This window comes from Cohnella sp. AR92, from assembly GCF_003990975.1.
Taxonomy (GTDB): Bacteria; Bacillota; Bacilli; order Paenibacillales; family Paenibacillaceae; genus Cohnella.
Genome location: NZ_RZJR01000008.1, coordinates 248,497 through 266,105 on the forward strand (window position 1 = coordinate 248,497; position 17,609 = coordinate 266,105).

At 60.0% G+C, this 17,609-nt stretch carries 18 protein-coding genes; all 18 read right to left on the reverse strand.

Annotation, left to right across the window (positions count from 1 at the left end):
* Positions 1-45 precede the first annotated feature (45 nt).
* A complete protein-coding gene (gene lepB, locus ELR57_RS15070; protein WP_126959919.1) occupies positions 46-753 on the reverse strand; it encodes a signal peptidase I in 708 nt (235 codons plus the stop codon).
* Positions 754-869: 116 nt separating this feature from the next.
* Positions 870-1,211: a 50S ribosomal protein L19 gene (gene rplS / locus ELR57_RS15075; protein ID WP_126959920.1), complete on the reverse strand. Its 342-nt coding sequence runs from the start codon at positions 1,209-1,211 to the stop codon at positions 870-872.
* Positions 1,212-1,494: 283 nt separating this feature from the next.
* A complete protein-coding gene (trmD, locus tag ELR57_RS15080) occupies positions 1,495-2,298 on the reverse strand; it encodes a tRNA (guanosine(37)-N1)-methyltransferase TrmD (RefSeq protein ID WP_126959921.1) in 804 nt (267 codons plus the stop codon).
* Positions 2,299-2,301: 3 nt separating this feature from the next.
* A complete protein-coding gene (gene rimM, locus ELR57_RS15085; protein ID WP_126959922.1) occupies positions 2,302-2,829 on the reverse strand; it encodes a ribosome maturation factor RimM in 528 nt (175 codons plus the stop codon).
* A 137-nt stretch (positions 2,830-2,966) separates the two neighbouring features.
* The gene (locus ELR57_RS15090; RefSeq protein WP_126959923.1) at positions 2,967-3,200 is read right to left on the reverse strand and encodes a KH domain-containing protein; all 234 of its coding nucleotides are present in this window, start codon (positions 3,198-3,200) and stop codon (positions 2,967-2,969) included.
* A 25-nt stretch (positions 3,201-3,225) separates the two neighbouring features.
* Positions 3,226-3,498, reverse strand: a complete 273-nt coding sequence (gene rpsP / locus ELR57_RS15095; protein WP_126959924.1) for a 30S ribosomal protein S16 — start codon at positions 3,496-3,498, stop codon at positions 3,226-3,228.
* Between the two features lie 75 nt (positions 3,499-3,573).
* Positions 3,574-4,956 (reverse strand): signal recognition particle protein, encoded by a 1,383-nt coding sequence (gene ffh / locus ELR57_RS15100; protein ID WP_126959925.1) that lies wholly within the window; start codon positions 4,954-4,956, stop codon positions 3,574-3,576.
* Between the two features lie 57 nt (positions 4,957-5,013).
* Entirely contained in the window at positions 5,014-5,367 is a 354-nt protein-coding gene (gene ylxM / locus ELR57_RS15105; RefSeq protein ID WP_126959926.1) for a YlxM family DNA-binding protein, read from the reverse strand.
* A 136-nt stretch (positions 5,368-5,503) separates the two neighbouring features.
* A complete protein-coding gene (locus ELR57_RS15110; protein WP_126959927.1) occupies positions 5,504-6,703 on the reverse strand; it encodes a hypothetical protein in 1,200 nt (399 codons plus the stop codon).
* Between the two features lie 366 nt (positions 6,704-7,069).
* Positions 7,070-8,302, reverse strand: a complete 1,233-nt coding sequence (locus ELR57_RS15115) for a pyridoxal-phosphate-dependent aminotransferase family protein (RefSeq protein ID WP_126959928.1) — start codon at positions 8,300-8,302, stop codon at positions 7,070-7,072.
* The gene (locus tag ELR57_RS15120; RefSeq protein WP_126959929.1) at positions 8,299-9,570 is read right to left on the reverse strand and encodes a Zn-dependent hydrolase; all 1,272 of its coding nucleotides are present in this window, start codon (positions 9,568-9,570) and stop codon (positions 8,299-8,301) included. The genes ELR57_RS15115 and ELR57_RS15120 overlap by 4 nt, the downstream gene beginning before the upstream one ends.
* The gene (allB, locus tag ELR57_RS15125) at positions 9,567-10,964 is read right to left on the reverse strand and encodes an allantoinase AllB (RefSeq protein ID WP_126959930.1); all 1,398 of its coding nucleotides are present in this window, start codon (positions 10,962-10,964) and stop codon (positions 9,567-9,569) included. Before allB ends, ELR57_RS15120 begins: the two co-directional genes overlap by 4 nt.
* A 14-nt stretch (positions 10,965-10,978) precedes the next feature.
* Positions 10,979-11,329 (reverse strand): hydroxyisourate hydrolase, encoded by a 351-nt coding sequence (uraH, locus tag ELR57_RS15130; protein ID WP_126959931.1) that lies wholly within the window; start codon positions 11,327-11,329, stop codon positions 10,979-10,981.
* A gap of 57 nt (positions 11,330-11,386) precedes the next feature.
* Positions 11,387-11,896, reverse strand: a complete 510-nt coding sequence (gene uraD / locus ELR57_RS15135; RefSeq protein ID WP_126959932.1) for a 2-oxo-4-hydroxy-4-carboxy-5-ureidoimidazoline decarboxylase — start codon at positions 11,894-11,896, stop codon at positions 11,387-11,389.
* Positions 11,893-12,381 carry a nucleoside deaminase gene (locus ELR57_RS15140; RefSeq protein WP_126959933.1) on the reverse strand — a complete coding sequence of 163 codons (489 nt, stop codon included), beginning with the start codon at positions 12,379-12,381 and terminating at the stop codon, positions 11,893-11,895. The genes uraD and ELR57_RS15140 overlap by 4 nt, the downstream gene beginning before the upstream one ends.
* A complete protein-coding gene (locus ELR57_RS15145; RefSeq protein ID WP_126959934.1) occupies positions 12,371-12,883 on the reverse strand; it encodes a (2Fe-2S)-binding protein in 513 nt (170 codons plus the stop codon). Before ELR57_RS15145 ends, ELR57_RS15140 begins: the two co-directional genes overlap by 11 nt.
* Positions 12,880-15,156 carry a xanthine dehydrogenase subunit D gene (pucD, locus tag ELR57_RS15150; protein WP_126959935.1) on the reverse strand — a complete coding sequence of 759 codons (2,277 nt, stop codon included), beginning with the start codon at positions 15,154-15,156 and terminating at the stop codon, positions 12,880-12,882. The genes ELR57_RS15145 and pucD (ELR57_RS15150) overlap by 4 nt, the downstream gene beginning before the upstream one ends.
* A gap of 173 nt (positions 15,157-15,329) precedes the next feature.
* Positions 15,330-17,609: a xanthine dehydrogenase subunit D gene (pucD, locus tag ELR57_RS15155; protein WP_126959936.1), complete on the reverse strand. Its 2,280-nt coding sequence runs from the start codon at positions 17,607-17,609 to the stop codon at positions 15,330-15,332.

A 17,609-nucleotide genomic window follows, 5' to 3' on the forward strand; every position in this document is an offset into this window, starting at 1 on the left:
CACTGCCCACCGCGCGGATACGGATCGGGCAGGAGCCGATCCTGGTTAATATCCGCGACCGATGTAATTGATTTCTCCCGCCGGCCAGAAGATAAGCTCGGCACGGCCGACGATTTCCTTCATATCTATGTAGCCTATCATCCGGCTGTCTTTGCTATTCGAACGGTTGTCGCCCATGACGAACAAGTGGTTCTCCGGCACCGTTCCTTCCGGGAAGTCCTCGTCGTTGTAATTGGCGCCTTCCGCGTGCGCTTGCTCGATGGCTTTCTTCAGGTATGGCTCGTCGATCTCCTTGCCGTTGACGAGTACCTTGTCTCCTACGACCTGAACCGTATCGCCCGGAACCGCGATCACGCGCTTGATGAAGTCCCGCTGCTCGTCCGGCACGTGGAAGACGATGACTTCTCCCGGCTTCGGATCCCGAATCTTATACAGGATCTTGTTGACGATAATGCGTTCCCGGTCTTGGAAATTAGGCTCCATCGACTCTCCGTCCACGATGAACGGGGTCACGAGCAGCCAGCGAATCACGAACACCAGAATCCCCGCAATGACCAGCGCTTTGATCCATTCTTTGGCTTCGCTGCCGGCCTTCGACGGTTTCTTCGGGTTATTGCCCGAGCCGAGCGGTTCGTTCGAACCGGCGATGTCATCGGCAACGATGGAATCCTGCTTGTCCGACGATCGGCCGTCCAGCTCGTCTCGTCCCAGATTGATCTCGTCTTCGATGTTTCCGTTTCTCGATTGATCCATGTCGATTATTCGCCTCTCTCCTGGTCCAACACTCCGCTTCGGATGATCTAGGCGATCTCCGGAGAAAATGCAAAAAGGAGGACTTGAACTTCGCCAAGCCCTCCTCTTGTGTGCTCTTATCGAATTTCCTTGATACGAGCTGCCTTGCCGCGCAGACCGCGCAGGTAGTACAGCTTCGCACGGCGAACTTTACCGCGGCGAGCCACTTCGATCTTCTCGATACGTGGGGAATGAACCGGGAAAGCACGCTCAACGCCAACGCCATACGAAATCTTGCGAACCGTGAACGTTTCGCTGATTCCGCCGCCGCGACGCTTGATGACGACGCCTTCGAACAACTGAACGCGCTCGCGGGATCCTTCCACGACCTTCACGTGTACCTTCAGCGTGTCGCCGGGACGGAAGCTCGGGATGTCTTTGCGAAGTTGCTCTTGCGTAATGGATTGAATCAGATTCATGAGTATTCAACTCCTCTCATCACAGACGTTCGTACCCCGCTCCGCGAATCCATTGATCCGCCTCATGGCGTGCAGAGGACCGTCCGACTATCGAACCGATGCTCCCCTTCGCCTCAAGGACGAATAGAAAGCTCGGCACAAACAACAGTAGAAATTTTATCATATCGCCCACAGTAAATCAACTGTAATTGTTTATTCGTTTTTTCCCCAGCCGATTCGTTCGAGCGAAAATCCAGGCGAAAGTCCATAGAGCATTCGGGAGAGGGTCCGGGATAGAGCCCTATCAAGAATCCTGGAAATCCGAACCCGCTTCCGGCCGCTCCTTCAGCTCCTCCAGCTTCAAACGAAGCCATTGCCGCTCTTTGGCGGACAGCTCCGCCTTGTCCAGCAGATCCGGCCGTCTTGCCAGCGTCCGTTCCAGCGACTGGAGCCGACGCCACTTGTCGATCTCCGCGTGATGGCCCGAGAGCAGCACGTCCGGCACCTTCCAGCCGCGGAACTCGGGCGGACGGGTATAGTGAGGGTACTCCAACAGTCCGTCGCTGAACGAATCCAAGACGGCGGATTGGTCGTTGCCCAGCACCCCCGGCAGCAGGCGGACGATCGAATCGATGGCCACCATCGCGGGCAGCTCGCCGCCGGTCAGGACGTAATCCCCGATAGAGAGCTCGTCCGTTACGAGAAACTCCCGGATCCGCTCGTCATAGCCTTCGTAATGGCCGCAGATAAAGATGAGATGCTGTTCGCCCGCCAGCTCCTGCGCCTTGGCTTGGCTGAACGTTTCGCCTTGCGGGCAGAGCAGGATGACGCGCGGTTTGGCCTCAGGAGCGCCGGCTTGGCTAAGCCCATTGGAAGCAGCTTGCACGACGTCCTCGACGGCGGCGAAGATCGGCTCCGGCTTGAGCACCATGCCGCCCCCTCCGCCGTATGGCGTGTCGTCCACCGTATTATGCTTATTGTTGGCATAGTCGCGGAAGTTAACCGTATTCAGCGATACGATCCCCTTTTCCCGCGCTTTGCCTAGAATGCTGCTCCCGAACACGCCTTCGAACATCTCGGGGAACAGCGTCAGTACGTCCACCCTCATGATTTACAGCAACCCTTCCATCAGCCGTACCTTAACGGTCTTCGCAGGCACGTCCACGTCCAGCACGACCTCGTCGATGACCGGCAGCATCAGTTCCTTGCCCTTCGGCCGTTTGACGACCCACACATCGTTCGCGCCCGGGGAGAGGATGTCCGTGATCGTTCCCAGCTTCTCTCCGTCTTCCGTGACCGCTTCGCAGCCGATGATGTCGCGGAAGTAATACTCGCCTTCTTCCAGCTCGACGCGTTCGTCTTCCGTTACCTTGAGCTCCCAGCCCTTGTACTTCTCGATCTGGTTGATGTTGTCGTAGCCCTTGAGCTTCACGATGAAGAGGTTGTTCTGCTCCCGAGAGCTGACGACCTCGATCTCGAACGGGCTCCCCGCCGTTCCTGCCGGCGGGTATACGAGCAAGCGGCTTCCGTTGCGGAAGCGCACATCCGGAAAATCGGTCTGAGGCCATACCTTCACCTCGCCGCGGATGCCATGAGTATTGACGATCTTGCCAACGTTGAGCAATTGCTCTTCCGCCACGGAAACAGCCTCCTTCAATCTATGGATAGCGCCAATCCGGCCATGCGGCCGCCGCGCGCCATTCTTATTGTGTCCTTGTCGAGGAACAGAAAGAAGCCGGACATGCCAACTGGCACCCCCGGCCCCTTCGCCAAGCGTTATTCTGATACGATGTCCACGATGACGCGCTTCCGCTCCTTCACGGCAGCGGAAGTGACTACTGTGCGCAGCGCTTTCGCGATGCGCCCCTGCTTGCCGATGACTTTGCCGACATCGCCCGGATGGACGGAAAGCTCGTACACGAGGCCGCGCGCGTCTTCCTTGACCTTAATCCGCACGTCTTCCGGATGATCCACCAATGCCCGGGCGATAACCCGAATCAATTGTTCCATGGCTCAGCCCTCCGGGAATGAGACGTTACTTCGAGATTTTGGACTCGTGGAACTTCTTCAGAACGCCAGCGTTGCTCAGAAGATTACGGACCGTATCGGACGCTTGAGCGCCGTTTTGCAGCCACTTAAGAGCCTTCTCTTCGTCGATTTGGACTTGAGCCGGTTGAGCGACCGGATTGTAGATCCCGATCTCCTCGATGAAGCGGCCGTCACGCGGCGAACGAGAGTCGGATACAACCACGCGATAGAAAGGGGCCTTGTGAGCTCCCATACGTTTCAGACGGATACGAACTGCCATTAGAATTTCACCTCCTTGAAAGAGTATCGAATTTAAATCTTGCTTAAACTCTAAGAGCGAGAAATCTTCCTGCTCTTAGAACGGGAACTTCATGCCGCCCTTGCCGCGGCCCATCAGTCCCTTGAGCGCCTTCATGCCGCCCTTCGGTCCCTTGGGTCCCATCATGCCGGAGAACTGCTTCATCATCTTCTTCATGTCCTCGAACTGGCGGATCAGCTTGTTGACGTCCGCCACGGACGTTCCGCTGCCGGCGGCGATCCGCTTGCGGCGGCTGTAGTTGATGATGTCCGGCTTCTGCTTCTCCGCCTTCGTCATCGACTTGACGATCGCTTCCGTGCGGCCGATCTGCTTCTCGTCGATCTTGAAGCCCGGCGCCGCCTTCAGCTTGTTCATGCCCGGCATCATATCCAGCAGTTGATCGAGAGGCCCCAGCTTGCGAACCTGCTCCATCTGCTCAAGGAAGTCGTCGAAGGTGAATTCCGCGTTGCGCATCTTGCGCTCGAGGTCCTTCGCCTTCTCCGCGTCGATGTTCGTCTGCGCCTTCTCGATCAGGGAGAGCATGTCGCCCATGCCGAGAATCCGCGACGCCATCCGGTCCGGGTGGAACGCTTCGAGCTGGTCGATCTTCTCGCCCGTGGAGGCGAACTTGATCGGACAGCCGGTCACGGCCTTGACCGAGAGCGCCGCGCCGCCGCGGGTATCGCCGTCGAGCTTGGTCAGCACGACGCCCGTCAGCTCGAGCTGCTCGTGGAAGCTATTCGCCACGTTGACGGCTTCCTGGCCGGTCATCGCGTCGACGACGAGCAGGACTTCGTCCGGCTTCACCGCCGCGTGAATCTGCTTGATCTCTTCCATCAGCGCTTCGTCGATCTGCAGTCGGCCCGCGGTATCGATCAGCACGTAGTCGTTGCCTTGGTCCTTCGCGAGCTGAACGCCCTGCTTCGCGATCTCGACCGGGCTGACCTTGTCGCCAAGGGAGAAGACCGGAACTCCGATCTGCCCGCCCAGTACTTCGAGCTGCTTGATCGCGGCGGGACGATAGATGTCGCCAGCGACCAAGAGCGGCTTATGGTTCTGCGATTGGAGCAGCTTCGCCAGCTTGCCGGTGAGCGTCGTCTTACCGGCGCCCTGCAGACCCGCCATCAGCACGATCGTCGGCGGCTTGTTCGACTTCGCCAGCTTGGACTGGGTGCCGCCCATCAGTTCGATCAGTTCCTTGTGAACGATGTCGACGACGACCATGCCCGGCGTGAAGCTCTTCTCCACCTCGGCGCCGACCGCCTTCTCCTTGACCTTGGCGATAAAATCCTTCACGACCTTGAAGTTGACGTCCGCCTCGAGCAGAGCCAGACGAACTTCGCGCATCGCTTCGTTGACGTCGTCCTCGGACAGCTTGCCCTTGCCCCTCAGCTTGCCGAACACGTTCTGAAGCCTTGTTGTCAATCCTTCGAATGCCATGGTCCGTTCCCTCCTTCCGTTCGTATTCTAACATTCTACAATTCTATTCGTTCCCGCTCAACTCTCCGCGCCGCGCAGCAGCTCCGCCGTTCCGCGAAGCTCGTTCCGCCAAGGCTCGGGAAGCTCTCCGATCTGGCGCTCCAAGCGCTCGAGCCCCGCCTGCAGGCGTTCGTGCCGTTCCGCCAGTCCGAGCTTCGCCTCGTACTCTTCGAGAGCCTGCTCCGACCGCTTCAGGTGCTCGTACACCGCCTGTCGGCTGATCTCGAAATCGATCGCGATCTCGCCCAGGGAGAAGTCGTCGTGGTAATAACATTTTAGGATGGTTTGCTGCTTCTCGGTGAGCAACGGCCCATAGAAATCGAAGAGCACGTTGATCCGATTCGTCTTGTTAAGAGCGTTCTCCCCATGCACAAAGGTTCAACTCCTTCGACCTGTCAAGGAAAACAACTTTACAGCCTAATTCCGTTCCTTATGTTACGGGATATACGGATGGATGTCAAGGCAATTACCTTAACAGTTGAGAAAAATAAATGAAGAGGCGCCGGATTCACCATTTTAACGAAATGTCCAACCATTTCACCCCGAGATAGAAGCATCCATCGCGTTCAGGCGAAGCGATCAAGCAAATCACGGCATCTCCAGCCGGGGTCCAAGCGTGATGCCGAATCTTCAAGTAATCCTTCGTGAGAGCATAGGCCTCTTCTCCTCCCGGTCCGGCTGCAAACAGCCTTGTTCCAGCAACGACTTCGTCAATGCTTTCTCCTATCGTTCCTAACAGGAAGGAGACGCCGCTGCCATCCGGCTTGAAAGTTAAGTCGCTGATGCCAAAGGGACTTGCCAAGCCCGCTTTATAATAAGGAACTCCGTTCTCTGGAGCAGCGGCATCGTACTCGGGGTTAATCGCGGTAAACTCGTCGGCATCGGCCGGCCAAGGAACGCGGGACAGCCTATCGCCCATATCCGAATACAGATCAAACGATCCTCGCTGCGCAACCATTATTCTTTTCCTTCCATTATGGCTTGCGGTTTGAACCCTATGGTCCGTCGGATTCTGGATAAGCTGCTTCTCGGCATGACTCGACAAGTCGACAAGCTTAAGCCCAATCGCATCATCGAAGCCGTTATGCGCCAGAAGCGTGCGGCCAGGCTCCAGCCATTCGACTGTTCCCCAGAAGCCTTGCTGGAAGGGCAGAAGCTCTGTCCTTGCTTTCTGAATGTCGTACTTGGCTAGAGAATAATTCGGTCCCGCACCGTCCCCGAGTTCTTCTCCTGTATCCTTGAGAAAAATAAAACCGGATCCGTCCGAAAGCCATAGCGGCTGAGCGTCGTTCTCTCCCTTCGTCCATTGGACCTCCTCGCCGCTTCGCGCCTCGATCCCCCATATGCCTCCGCGTCCGTCCGCATAGACGGCTGCCCGGCTTCCATCCGGACTCGGCACCCGGATCCCGCGATATTCCGCAATATGCTCTTCCGTCAACACGTAACTTCTGAAATTCGGCTCCTCGCTAGAGAACCCCCATGCCGTCATCGCTAGAGGCTCGTCTTCTTCTTGAGGGGATGCGATTTGCAGGTTATAAAGCGGAATTTCGCCTTCAACCGTCTGCCAATCGGCGAAACGGAAAGATCGCAGATCATACCGCAAAAGCTTCGTGCGGCGTTCATCGTTCTCTCCAATTAAGAAAATCGTACCATCTCTCGCCACCTTCAAATCGCGATAGGAGAACCCGTCCTCCGGAACTTGAGCCACGTAATTAAAGTTGCTCCTTAGGAGATCCATGAAGGAGGGTTCCTTCGCAGAGTTGCCATCCGTCGAGGGGAGTATTGGGGCGGAAGCAGAGGGCACCGGCAGTGGGGTTGACGGTAGAGAACCCGAGGCTTCCCTCTTCTTCCCCGAGTTATCGCAGGATGTTAAAAGCACGGCTGCAACCATTGTTAGAACCCCAAGTTGGCCCAACATACGCAAGGACATGCCGAATCCCCCTTTACGGATCTAGATTAGTCAGATACTACTTAGACGGGCCCGTTAAGAAAATGTTTCTATATGGGTTCGCTTCGGGAATTTCCAACAACGAAGCCGCCCCCGGATAACCGGAAGCGGCTCTTTTGCCATCCTTTATTTGCTCTCATACACATCCAGAGCCGCTTGAAGCCCGGCGCCGGCGTTCACCTTGGCCCCGTGGCGAAGCAGCACGGCTTCGAACGCGCCCAGCAGATGAAGAACGTTCTTGCGGCTGCAACTGTAGCCCATCGTGCCGATCCGCCAGATCTTGCCCTTGAGCGGACCGAACGAGCTGGCGATCTCGATCCCGAACTGGTCGAGCAGCATGGAGCGAACGGACTCGCCGTCGACGCCTTCCGGAATCGTCACGCAGGTGACGACCGCCATCTTGCAGTCCGGGTCGCCATACAGAGGAAGCCCCATCGCTTCAAGACCGGCCACGAGCGCGGATTCGTTCAGCCGATGCCGTTCGAACCTGGCTTCGAGGCCTTCTTGCAGGACGATTCGAAGCCCCTCGCGCAAGCCGTACAGCATCGACGTCATCTCGGTATGATGGTTAAGCCGAGCCGGGCTCCAGTAATCCATGAGCTGCGCCAGGTCGAGATAATTGCTCTGGATTCGGGCGCCCAAGCCGTCCGGCTCCTCGTAGCCGGGCGGGCGAATGCCGCGCTCGACCCGCTTGCGCGAGAGAATCTTGCTCTCCGCCCGCTCGTTGAACGTGATCGGAGCCATGCCGGAAGGGACGGACAAGCACTTCTGCGTGCCGCCGATGACGGCATCGATGCGCCATTCATCCGTCTTGACCGGGATGCCCCCGATCGTCGCGACGGCGTCGACGACGAGCAGGACGCCCGCCTCGCGGCAAGCCGGCCCGATGCGGTCAAGCGGCTGGACCCGGCCGGTCGACGTCTCGCCGTGCACGATCGCCACGAGATCCGGCTTCGCGCGCTCGATCGCCGAGATGACCTCGTCTTGATCGAACACCGATCCCCATTCCGCGTGAATCGTCGTCACCTCTGCGCCGCATCGTTCGGCGAGCTCGTGGAGCAGGTGACCGAAGCGGCCGTAGATCGGAACAAGCACCTTATCCCCCGGCTCGATCAAGCTTGCGAGGACCGCCTCCAGTCCCGAACGGGACGTTCCGTCCACCGGGAACGCCCATTTGTTATTCGTCTGGAAGACGCTTCGCAGCATCTCCATCGTATCGTTCATATAAGAAGTGAATTCCGGATCGAACTGGCCCAGAATCGGATAGGACAAGGCGCGCAGCACCCGCGGATCGACCTCGACCGGCCCAGGGGTCATAATCGTTCTTGGCGATGGGGATAATTCGGTGTAAGTTCTCATATCGTCTGCTCCTCGTAAGCCAATTCGTACAGCATGGATGTCAGCACGCGGACTCCGTCCGCCAGCAAGGCCGGATCGGTGTATTCGTTCGGCGAATGGCTGACGCCGGCTTTGCTCGGGACGAAGATCATCGCCGTCTTGCAGAGCGGCGGCAGCAACTGCGCGTCATGTCCCGCTCCGCTGACCATCTTCCGGTAAGGGAGCACGAGCTCCTGGCAGATCCGCTCGGTGCTGCGGGTCAGCGCCGGGCTCATCGGCACCGGACTCGTGGACAGCCACGGCGTGATCTTATGCTTCAGCTTCCGGCGCAGCGCGATTCGTTCGATCTCGGACAGCGCCAGATCGCAGAACGCGTTCAGCTTCCATTCGTCCGCATGCCGGATATCGACCGTGAACTCGACGCTTCCGGCGATGACGTTCGGCGTATTCGGCGACGCTTCGATCTTGCCGACCGTCGCGACGAGAGGCTCGCCCCATTGCGCGGCCAGCGTCTCGAGCCGGACGATGACGTCCGCCGCTCCGGCTAAGGCGTCCTGCCGCATCATCATCGGGGTCGTGCCCGCGTGGTTCGCCGCGCCTTGCAGGCTGATCGCGTAGCGGCGCTGTCCGACGATCGTCTCGACGATGCCGATGCGCTTGTCCGTGCGCTCCAGCACCATGCCCTGCTCGATATGCAGCTCGACGAACGCGCCCAGATCGCGGCGACGGGCTTCGCCGAGATCTGGATTCCCGAACCCCGAGGCCAGCATGGCTTCGCGCAGGGAGACTCCGTCTTCGTCCTTCAGGTCGGCCCCTTCCTGCCGCCAATCGTAGATCCCCGTCGCGTTCCCGGAGCCCCAGTATGCGATCGGGAAGCGGCTTCCCTCTTCTTCCGCGAACGAAACGACCTCGATCGGGCGCAGCGGCTCGCCGTACGTTCTCTTCAAGTAAGAGACCGCGGCAAGCCCGGCGACGATGCCGTAAGCGCCATCGTATTTGCCTGCGGAGCGGACCGTATCCACGTGCGAGCCGGTCAGCACGACGGGAGCGTCCGGGCTGCGTCCGGACAGCCGGCCGTACAGGTTGCCTACCGGGTCGAACCGGGCAGCCAGCCCCGCGTCCGCCATTCTGCCCGCAAGATAATGCTGAGCCCTCAGCCAAGAAGGGGAATAGAGCAGCCGAGTGACGCCGGCTTCGTTCTCCGCGCTATCGGAATACGTTGCAAGCTCATCCAGCAAGCGGGTCAATTCATGAGCCATCTCATTCGGTTCCGGCAAATTCGGGATCATCTCGTCCCCACTCCTTTCGTTATCGAGCTCAGCAGAATGCCATGTCCCGGAAGCGTAACGCCCTCGTCGGACGAATAGACCATGCTGCCTCTCACCCAAGTAGACGCCACTCGGCTTGTGAACGTTTTTCCCAGATAAGGACTGATTCGATGCCGTTGAAGCAGGTGCTCTCGGGTCAGCGTATAACGGGCGTTCGGATCGACGATCGCGAAGTCGGCGTCGAAGCCGATCCCGATCTCTCCTTTGCGAGGATAGAAGCCGAAGCGCTTCGCCGGCTGCGTCGACAACAGCCTCGAGAGGAGCGGCAGCGGCAGTCCTCTCTTGAAGTGCCCTTCCTCCAGCATGACCTCCAGGCTGCTCTGCGCTCCGGCAATGCCCCCCCAAGCCTGCATGAAAGTGCGTCCTTCCAGCGATTTAAGCTCCGCAGGGCTCGGCGAATGATCGGAACCGATCACGTCGAGCTTGCCTTCGGCCGCCTGCTTCCACATGCGCTCGATCCGCTCTTCGTCTCGCAGCGGAGGCGCGCACTTCGCGACCGGGCCAAGCCGTACCAGATCCTGTTCGGACAAGGCGAGATAATGCGGGCACGTCTCGACCGTCACGTCGACGCCGTCCCGCTTCGCCTGCTCGATCAGCTCCACGCCCTCCGGGCTGCTGATGTGGACGATGTGCAGCCGGCACCCCGTCTGCTTGGCGAACAGCAGAGCCCGGTTCACCGCTTCCAGCTCGGCGATGATCGGCCGGGTCGCGACGAAGTCCAGCGGCCCGGTCCTGCCTTGGGCGGCCGCCTCGTCCGCCAGCTTGGAGGTAATGGCGTCGCTCTCCGCATGTAAGGCGAGCAGGCCGCCGAAGGAAGCGATCTTCTTCATCCCCTCCAGCAGCGTCCAGTCGTCCACTTCGCGGAATCGTTCCTCGCCTTCTCCGCCCGGGTTGGAGAGGAACGCCTTGAACGCCGGAACGCCGGCTTGCGCCAGCGCTTCCAGTTGGTCGACGTTGCCCGGAACGAGTCCGCCCCAGAACGAGTAATCGACCGCCGACGACCCGGCCGCCAGGCTTTCTTTCATCTTATAGGCAGGAAGGTTCACCGTGGGAGGCAGTCCGTTCAGCGGCATGTCGACATAGGTGGTGACGCCGCCCGCCGCGAGCGCCGCGGATCCGGTGACGAAGCCTTCCCAATGCCCCATGTTCGGCTCATTCAAGTGAACATGGGTGTCGACCATGCCCGGCAGCACCCACAAGCCTTCCGCGTGGACGACCCTCGTCCCTTCATCTCCTTGCAAGTCCGACGCCAGCGCGACGACGATGCCGTCACGCACGCCAATGTCCAGTACGTCAACCCGATCGGGGAGAACGACCTGTCCTCCCTTAATGATAAGATCCGTTCCGCTCTCCATCTCGATTCCTCCCCCTAGCTTCCGCGGTACGTGCTGTATCCTCCCGGTGCGACCAGGAGCGGAACGTGATAGTGCGAAGCCGGCTCCGCCAGATGGAACCGAACGGGTACCCACTCCAGGAAAGTGACATGGGCGCTTCCCCGGAAGTATTCGCCCACGTCGAACAGCAGCTCGTACGTGCCGCCGGCCATCTCTTCTCCCGACAGAAGCGGATGATTCATCCGCCCGTCCTCATTCGTGAAGCCCTCGAACAGAAGCTTCCGGCTCTCTTCCGTCTCGCCAAGCCGCCACAGCTGGATCTTCATCCCGGCTGCCGGCGCTCCCAACGAAGTATCGAGAACGTGCGTCGTCAATTTTCCGCTCATGGATACGCCTCCAGATCTCTATGTCATTTTCCCAGAAAGGGATACGCTCTCTACTATCTATTCCAGAAGATCGTCCAGCCGGAACCTCGTGATTCTCTTGATCTGGCGGAGCGCTTCCTCGCGTTCTTCCGATACCCCATTGTTCACTCGCCGCTTCATCGCTTCCAGGATCTCTTCCTTGTTCCGGCCTCGAACGGCCAGAATAAACGGAAAACCGAACTTCAGGACATACTCCCTGTTCAAGGAAGAGAACGTCTCGTATTCTTCCGGAGAGAGCCGGTCCAGGCCGGCGCCCTGCTGCTCGGAAGCGGAATAATCGGTCACCTTAAGCCGAGTTCCAAGGTCCGGGTGGGCACGAAGGAAGGCAATGACCGTCTCCTCCGGCGAATCCGTCACCGCTTGCATCATCGCTTCGTGAAGCGCGGAACCCGACGAGAAGGGGCGCCCCTCCCACGCCTTCTCGGCTACCCAGGAGGAGTGCTCGAAGATCCCCCCTAGAGAAACGACGAATTCCGATCGGCTCATCCGATTGATAGAATCCAGCGATAATTTCGTAGGCTGCGTCATTTCCAGTACCCCTCATGGACCGCGACGACGTCTTCCTCGATCTCCGGGAACGGCCCGATCACGACGATCGGCTTGCGTCCGGCGGCGAACACTTCCGTGCAAGGAAGATCCAGCGTCAGGTTCTGCTCGTCGTCTCCCGTCAGCTCCGCCAGTCTTTTCTCCGTAATCCCGAAGACGACCCGGCCGACATTGCCCCAATAGATCGAGCCCGCGCACATCGCGCACGGCTCCGCCGTCGTATACAGCGTGCATTCCCAGAGCTCCTGCTTGGAGAATCGCTTCGATGCGGCTTCCATCAGCGTCCTCTCGGCATGACCCGTGCAGTTGTGCTCCGTGATCTCGATGTTCCCTTGTTCCCACAGCACCCGTCCTTGCGGATCGACGAGGATGCAGCCGAACGGGGTATTGCCGGATTCTCTTGCTTTGCGCGATACCTCTACGGCCCTGCGCAGAAAATTCACATGCTGCTCTTTATCAACGATCATTCGGTTGTCCCCCTATTTCTATCGCTCTCGCTATGGATCTCAATATCCCGCCGTACCCCGTGCATCGGCACAAATTGCCGGACATCGCTTCTTCGATCTGCTCCATCGTCGGGTTCGGGTTCTCGTCGAGCATCGCTTTGACCGAGATGATCATGCCGGGCGTGCAATAGCCGCATTGATAGCCGCCTTCCTCCAGGAAGCATTGCTGCACGGGATGGAGCTTCTCTTCGTTCGCCAAGCCCTCTATCGTCGTAATCTTCTTGCCGGAGCATTGATAGGCCATCGTCAGGCACGAATTGACCGGCTTGCCGTCGACGAGCACCATGCACGCGCCGCAGCGGCCAATCTCGCAGGAGCGCTTCGTGCCCGTAAGCTTAAGCTCTTCTCGCAGAACGGAGAGAAGCCTGGTTGACGGGGAGATGCCGATGGACACCGGGCTCCCGTTAACCTCGCACTCGAGACGGGCGCTTGCTCCTCGTTCCGCCAATGTTTTATCGATCATCTCGTTAACACCGCCTCATGGAGATATTGGGGAGCCTTCTGAAGCAAGGCCGGATCGACGGGAAGCTCGCTTACCCGGATTCCAACCGCGTTCCAGATCGCCTGCGCGATGGCGGGCGCCAGCGTGACCGAGCCGATCTCGCCGATGCCGCGAGGACCGAACGGATCGTTCTCCGGAATGTCCTCGATCGCTTCGACCGTCATCCGCTTGCTCTGGTCGACGATCGTCGGGATCAGGTATTGGTCCAGGTTCTTGAATGCGTAATGGCCATCCTTCATCGCCGCATCCTCTGTTAGGGTAAAGCCTAACGCCATCCCGCTGGCCCCTTCGATTTGCCCGAGGAACCCTTGCGGATTGGCGACCGGGCCTCCGGCGACCGCATGATACTGATCCATCAGCCGAACGCGGCCGGTAAGCTCGTTCACTTCGACCCGGACCGTCGTACCGGCCTGGACGAAGAGGAAGCGGTTGGCGAAATCTCCGGTAGGCGACTCCGGAAAATGGGTAGTCGCTTCGCTGGCGATCGCCCCCGCTCGCTTATGCAGTTCGGCATAAGAGAGCAGCAGCTTCCCATCCTCCGTGCGTATGCCCCCTTTTCCCAGCCGAAGGCTCTCCGCCGGCCGATCCGTCAACCCGCTTGCGGCCGCTACGGCTTTGCCGGCGAATTCCGGCATAAGCTCGCTAAGCGTCAGCCACATCATCGTCGTCGTTCGAGCTGCCGTACTGGAGCCGCTCTCGGGCACCCGATCGGTGTCTCCGATCACCATTCGGAAGTCCCCTTCGTCGAGGCCGAACCGCTCGATCAGCATCAGCTCCAATGTCGCGAGCAGACCCTGCCCGAATTCCTCGTAGCTGAACGCCACCTCGATCCTGCCGTCTTCGGCCAGCGAGATTCGGCCGCCTCCCGGATCCGGGATGCCCTTGCCGAGTCCGGTTCCCATCATCGCGATGGCGGAGCCGTACCCGATCTTGATCCACGGCTTGCCGGGAACGGAACGCGAAGGGTTGTTCCGCTCCTCCTTCCATAGCGGGGAAGCCGTCACCGCCTCCCACACTTGTCTCGCCCCGTCCGTCGGAACGATCTCCTGCTCGTAGGCGCCCGGATCCTGCATCTTGCGGAGGTTGATTCTCCTCAGCTCCCACGGATCGATCCCGGACGCCTCCGCGAGACGGTCAAGCTGTCCCTCGAGAGCGAAGATCGCCTGGTTCGCTCCGAACCCCCGGAATTCCCCGGACACTCCGTTATTCGTATAAGCCGAGAGCCCTTCGATCTCGATATTCTCGTATATATAGCAGCCCAAGCAGTTCTCCAACGCGTTGGTGAGCACTTCGCCGCCAAGCGTCGCGTAGGCTCCGGTATCCGCAAGCACCGACACTTGATGGGCGATGATGCGGCCTCCCTCGTCGATCCCCGTCTTCATCCGGATCGTCATCGGATGCCGCTTGACGCTTGCCCTCACCGATTCGGCCCTGGAGTTGTGAATGCGCACCGGACGGCCCGTTCGCTTGGCGAGCAGCGCTCCGGACGGCTGAACGTTCAGCTCGTCCTTGCCGCCGAAGGAGCCTCCGATCGGGCTCGAGAGCACCCTCACGCTCTCCTCGGGAACGGCGAGGATATTCGCGATCTGCAGCCGATCCTTGAGACCGTGCTGCGTCGGCGAGTAGATCGTGAGCCGCCCGTCCGCCTCCGGGACGAAGAGGCCGCCTTCGGTCTCCATGTACGCGTGCATCTGCCTGGACGTCTTGTAGGTATGCTCGACGATATGCGCGCATCGTTCGAAGGCGGTCTCGACATCCCCTTTGGCGTAGCGGATATTCTTCAGCACATTGCCTTCCGGGTGAAGCCGCATCGTTTCGGGCTGCAGCGCTTGTTCGGGGCTGGTGATCGCGGGATAGATCTCGTATTCGACTTCGATCAACTCCAGCGCCCTTTCCGCCGCTTCCTCGGTGTCCGCGGCGACGGCGGCGACCGCGTCCCCGATATATCGAACGACGTCCTCGCAGAGGACCGGCTGGTCCAGAACGACGATTCCGAACCGGTTCACGCCGGGCACGTCCTTGTGCGTCAGCACCGCCCATACGCCGGGAACCGCTTCGGCCGCCGCCGTATCGATCCGCTTGATCCGCGCGTAAGGGTGCGGGCTTCGCAGAATGCGCCCGACCAATTGGCCCTCTGCGGACAGGTCTGTCAAATACGCCAGCGCTCCGGTGACCTTGCCTTTGCCGTCCGGCCGCGTGCGCCAACGGCTGCCGGACGTTGCCCGGTTCAACATCGCGATCCCCCCTCTGGTTGCTATGGCGATGAACGTGATAGTTTGAGCTTTGTCCTTGCTTCATCGGGGCCTTAACCCGATTTTGTCGGGTTACGGCGAGCCGGTGTTCCTATCTCTCGAAAGGCAGCACCTAAGTCCAACTCATAGATTCCAATAAACCCTCAAACGGTTCGTCAGAAAACAACCTTCTCCTGCAGAAGCTCCGGATTGACCGGCAGCTTCGTGACGCGCTTGCCGACCGCGTCGTAGATCGCCTGCGTGATCGCCGGCGCCAGCCCGACCGAGCCAAGCTCGCCGATGCCGCGGGGACCGTACTCGTCGCCTTCCGGCAGCTCTTCGATCGGCAGCACCTCGAAGGCTCCCTTGAGCTCCGCTATCGTCGGGACGAGATACGTATCCAGGTTCTTCGTCAGGTAGAGCCCTTTCTCCATGACGGCGTCCTCGGTGATCGTGAACCCGAGTGCCATCCCGCTTCCGCCTTCGATCTGGCCGAGATACCCTTGCGGGTTCACGACCGGCCCCGCGGCGACGGCATGGAATTGATCCGCTACGCGAACTCGGCCCGTAAGCGTGTTGACCTCGACCTTGACGGCGACGGAGGAGTAGGAGTACATGAAGTGCGCGCCTACTCGTTCGACCGGAGATGTCGGATAGAAGAAGCTCGTCTCCGAGACGATCTCCTCTTGGGTCCGTTCGGCCAGCTCCGAGTACGAGAGCAGAAGCTCTCCGCTCGCGACGTCGCGGATGCCTCCGTCCAGCGGTTTGATCCGCTCCTCCGGCAGCCCGAGAATCGCGGCCGCCTCCGAGCGAAGCTTTCCTTTGAACGGCGCGCGCAGCCGGCGCAGCGATTGCCACAGCATGCTGGTCGATCGCGAGGCGGTGCTGGAGCCGCTGTTCGGAACGACATCGGAATCCCCGATAACGATCCGAAGATCCTCGGCGGCGAAGCCGTATTGCTCGAGGAGCATCTGCTCGATCGATGCGATCAAGCCTTGCCCGAACTCCTCGTAGCCGAACACCGCCTCGATCTTGCCATCCTTCGCCAAGCGAAGCCTGCCTCCGGCCGGGTCCGGAATGCCGACGCCCAGTCCGGCGCCGTGCATGACGAACGCGGCTCCGTAGCCGACCTTCAGCCAAGGCGGCGAAGAGTCTTCCTTCGCCTTCCCAACCGTTTGCGACTGTTCATGCGCCCGCTCCTGCCATAAGCGGCTCTCTACGAGCGCCTCCCACACCTGCCGAACTCCGTCCGTCCGCGAGATCGGTTGACCGAGCGGCCCCGGGTCTTCGGGCTTGCGAAGGTTGATCTCCCTCAGCTTCCAAGGATCCATGCCCAGCATCTCCGCCAGCCGATCGAGCTGGCCTTCCATCGCGAAGACCGCCTGGTTGCCACCGAAGCCTCTGAACTCCCCGGACATGCCGTTGTTCGTGAACACGCACACGCTCCTCACGTCCGCCGCCCCGAACCGATAGGGGCCAAGCACGTGCTCGACCGCGAAGTTGAGAACCTCCGCGCTTAGCGTCGAGTATGGGCCTGCATCGGAGACGATGCGGACCTGATGCGCGAGAAGCTTGCCGTTCGCGTCGGTGCCCGTCTTCATCTCGATCTTCATCGGATGCCTCTTAAGGCCGGCCCGCACCGATTCCCAGCGGGATTGATGCAGCTTGACCGGCTTCCCGGTCGCCAGCGCGAGCAGCGCCCCGTAAGGCTGGACATTCAGCTCGTCCTTGCCGCCGAACGACCCGCCGATCGGACTCGAGAGGATGCGAATGTCCGTCTCCGGCCGGTCGAGAATGCGAGCCAGCTGCATGCGGTCCATAAAGCCGTGCTGGGTCGGCGAATAGACGGTCAGCCTGCCATTCTCCTCCGGGATGAACAGGCCTCCTTCGGTCTCCATGTACGTATGCATCTGCCTAGGCGTCAGGTACGTTTCCTCGACGATATGAACGCAAGCCGCGAAGCCCGCTTCCAGGTCGCCGTAGCGGTAATCGTTGCGATGCTGAATGTTCCCTTGTTCATGCAATTGCGGAGCGCTCTCGAGCAGCGCCTCTTCCGGATCGTCCAAGACGGGAAGCGCCTCGTACTGAACCTCGATATGCTTAAGCGCTTCGGAAGCGATCGCGGCGCTCTCCGCCGCCACCGCGGCGACGGCATCTCCGATAAATCGCACCCGGTCCTCGCAGAAGACGGGGTGATCGGGATGAGCGATGCCGAATCGATTCAGCCCGGGGACGTCCGCGTACGTCAGCACCGCATGAACCCCCGGCAAGGCTCTCGCTTTCTCCGTAGAGATCGATACGATCCGGGCATGCGGGCAAGAGCTTCTCAGCACCATGCCGTAGAGCATGCCCGGAGCCGACAGATCGGTCAAATAAGGCATCTCTCCGGTGACCTTCCCCGGTCCGTCCGGGCGAATTCGCCAGCGCTCTCCGCTTGATTCCCGATTAAGCAGCAT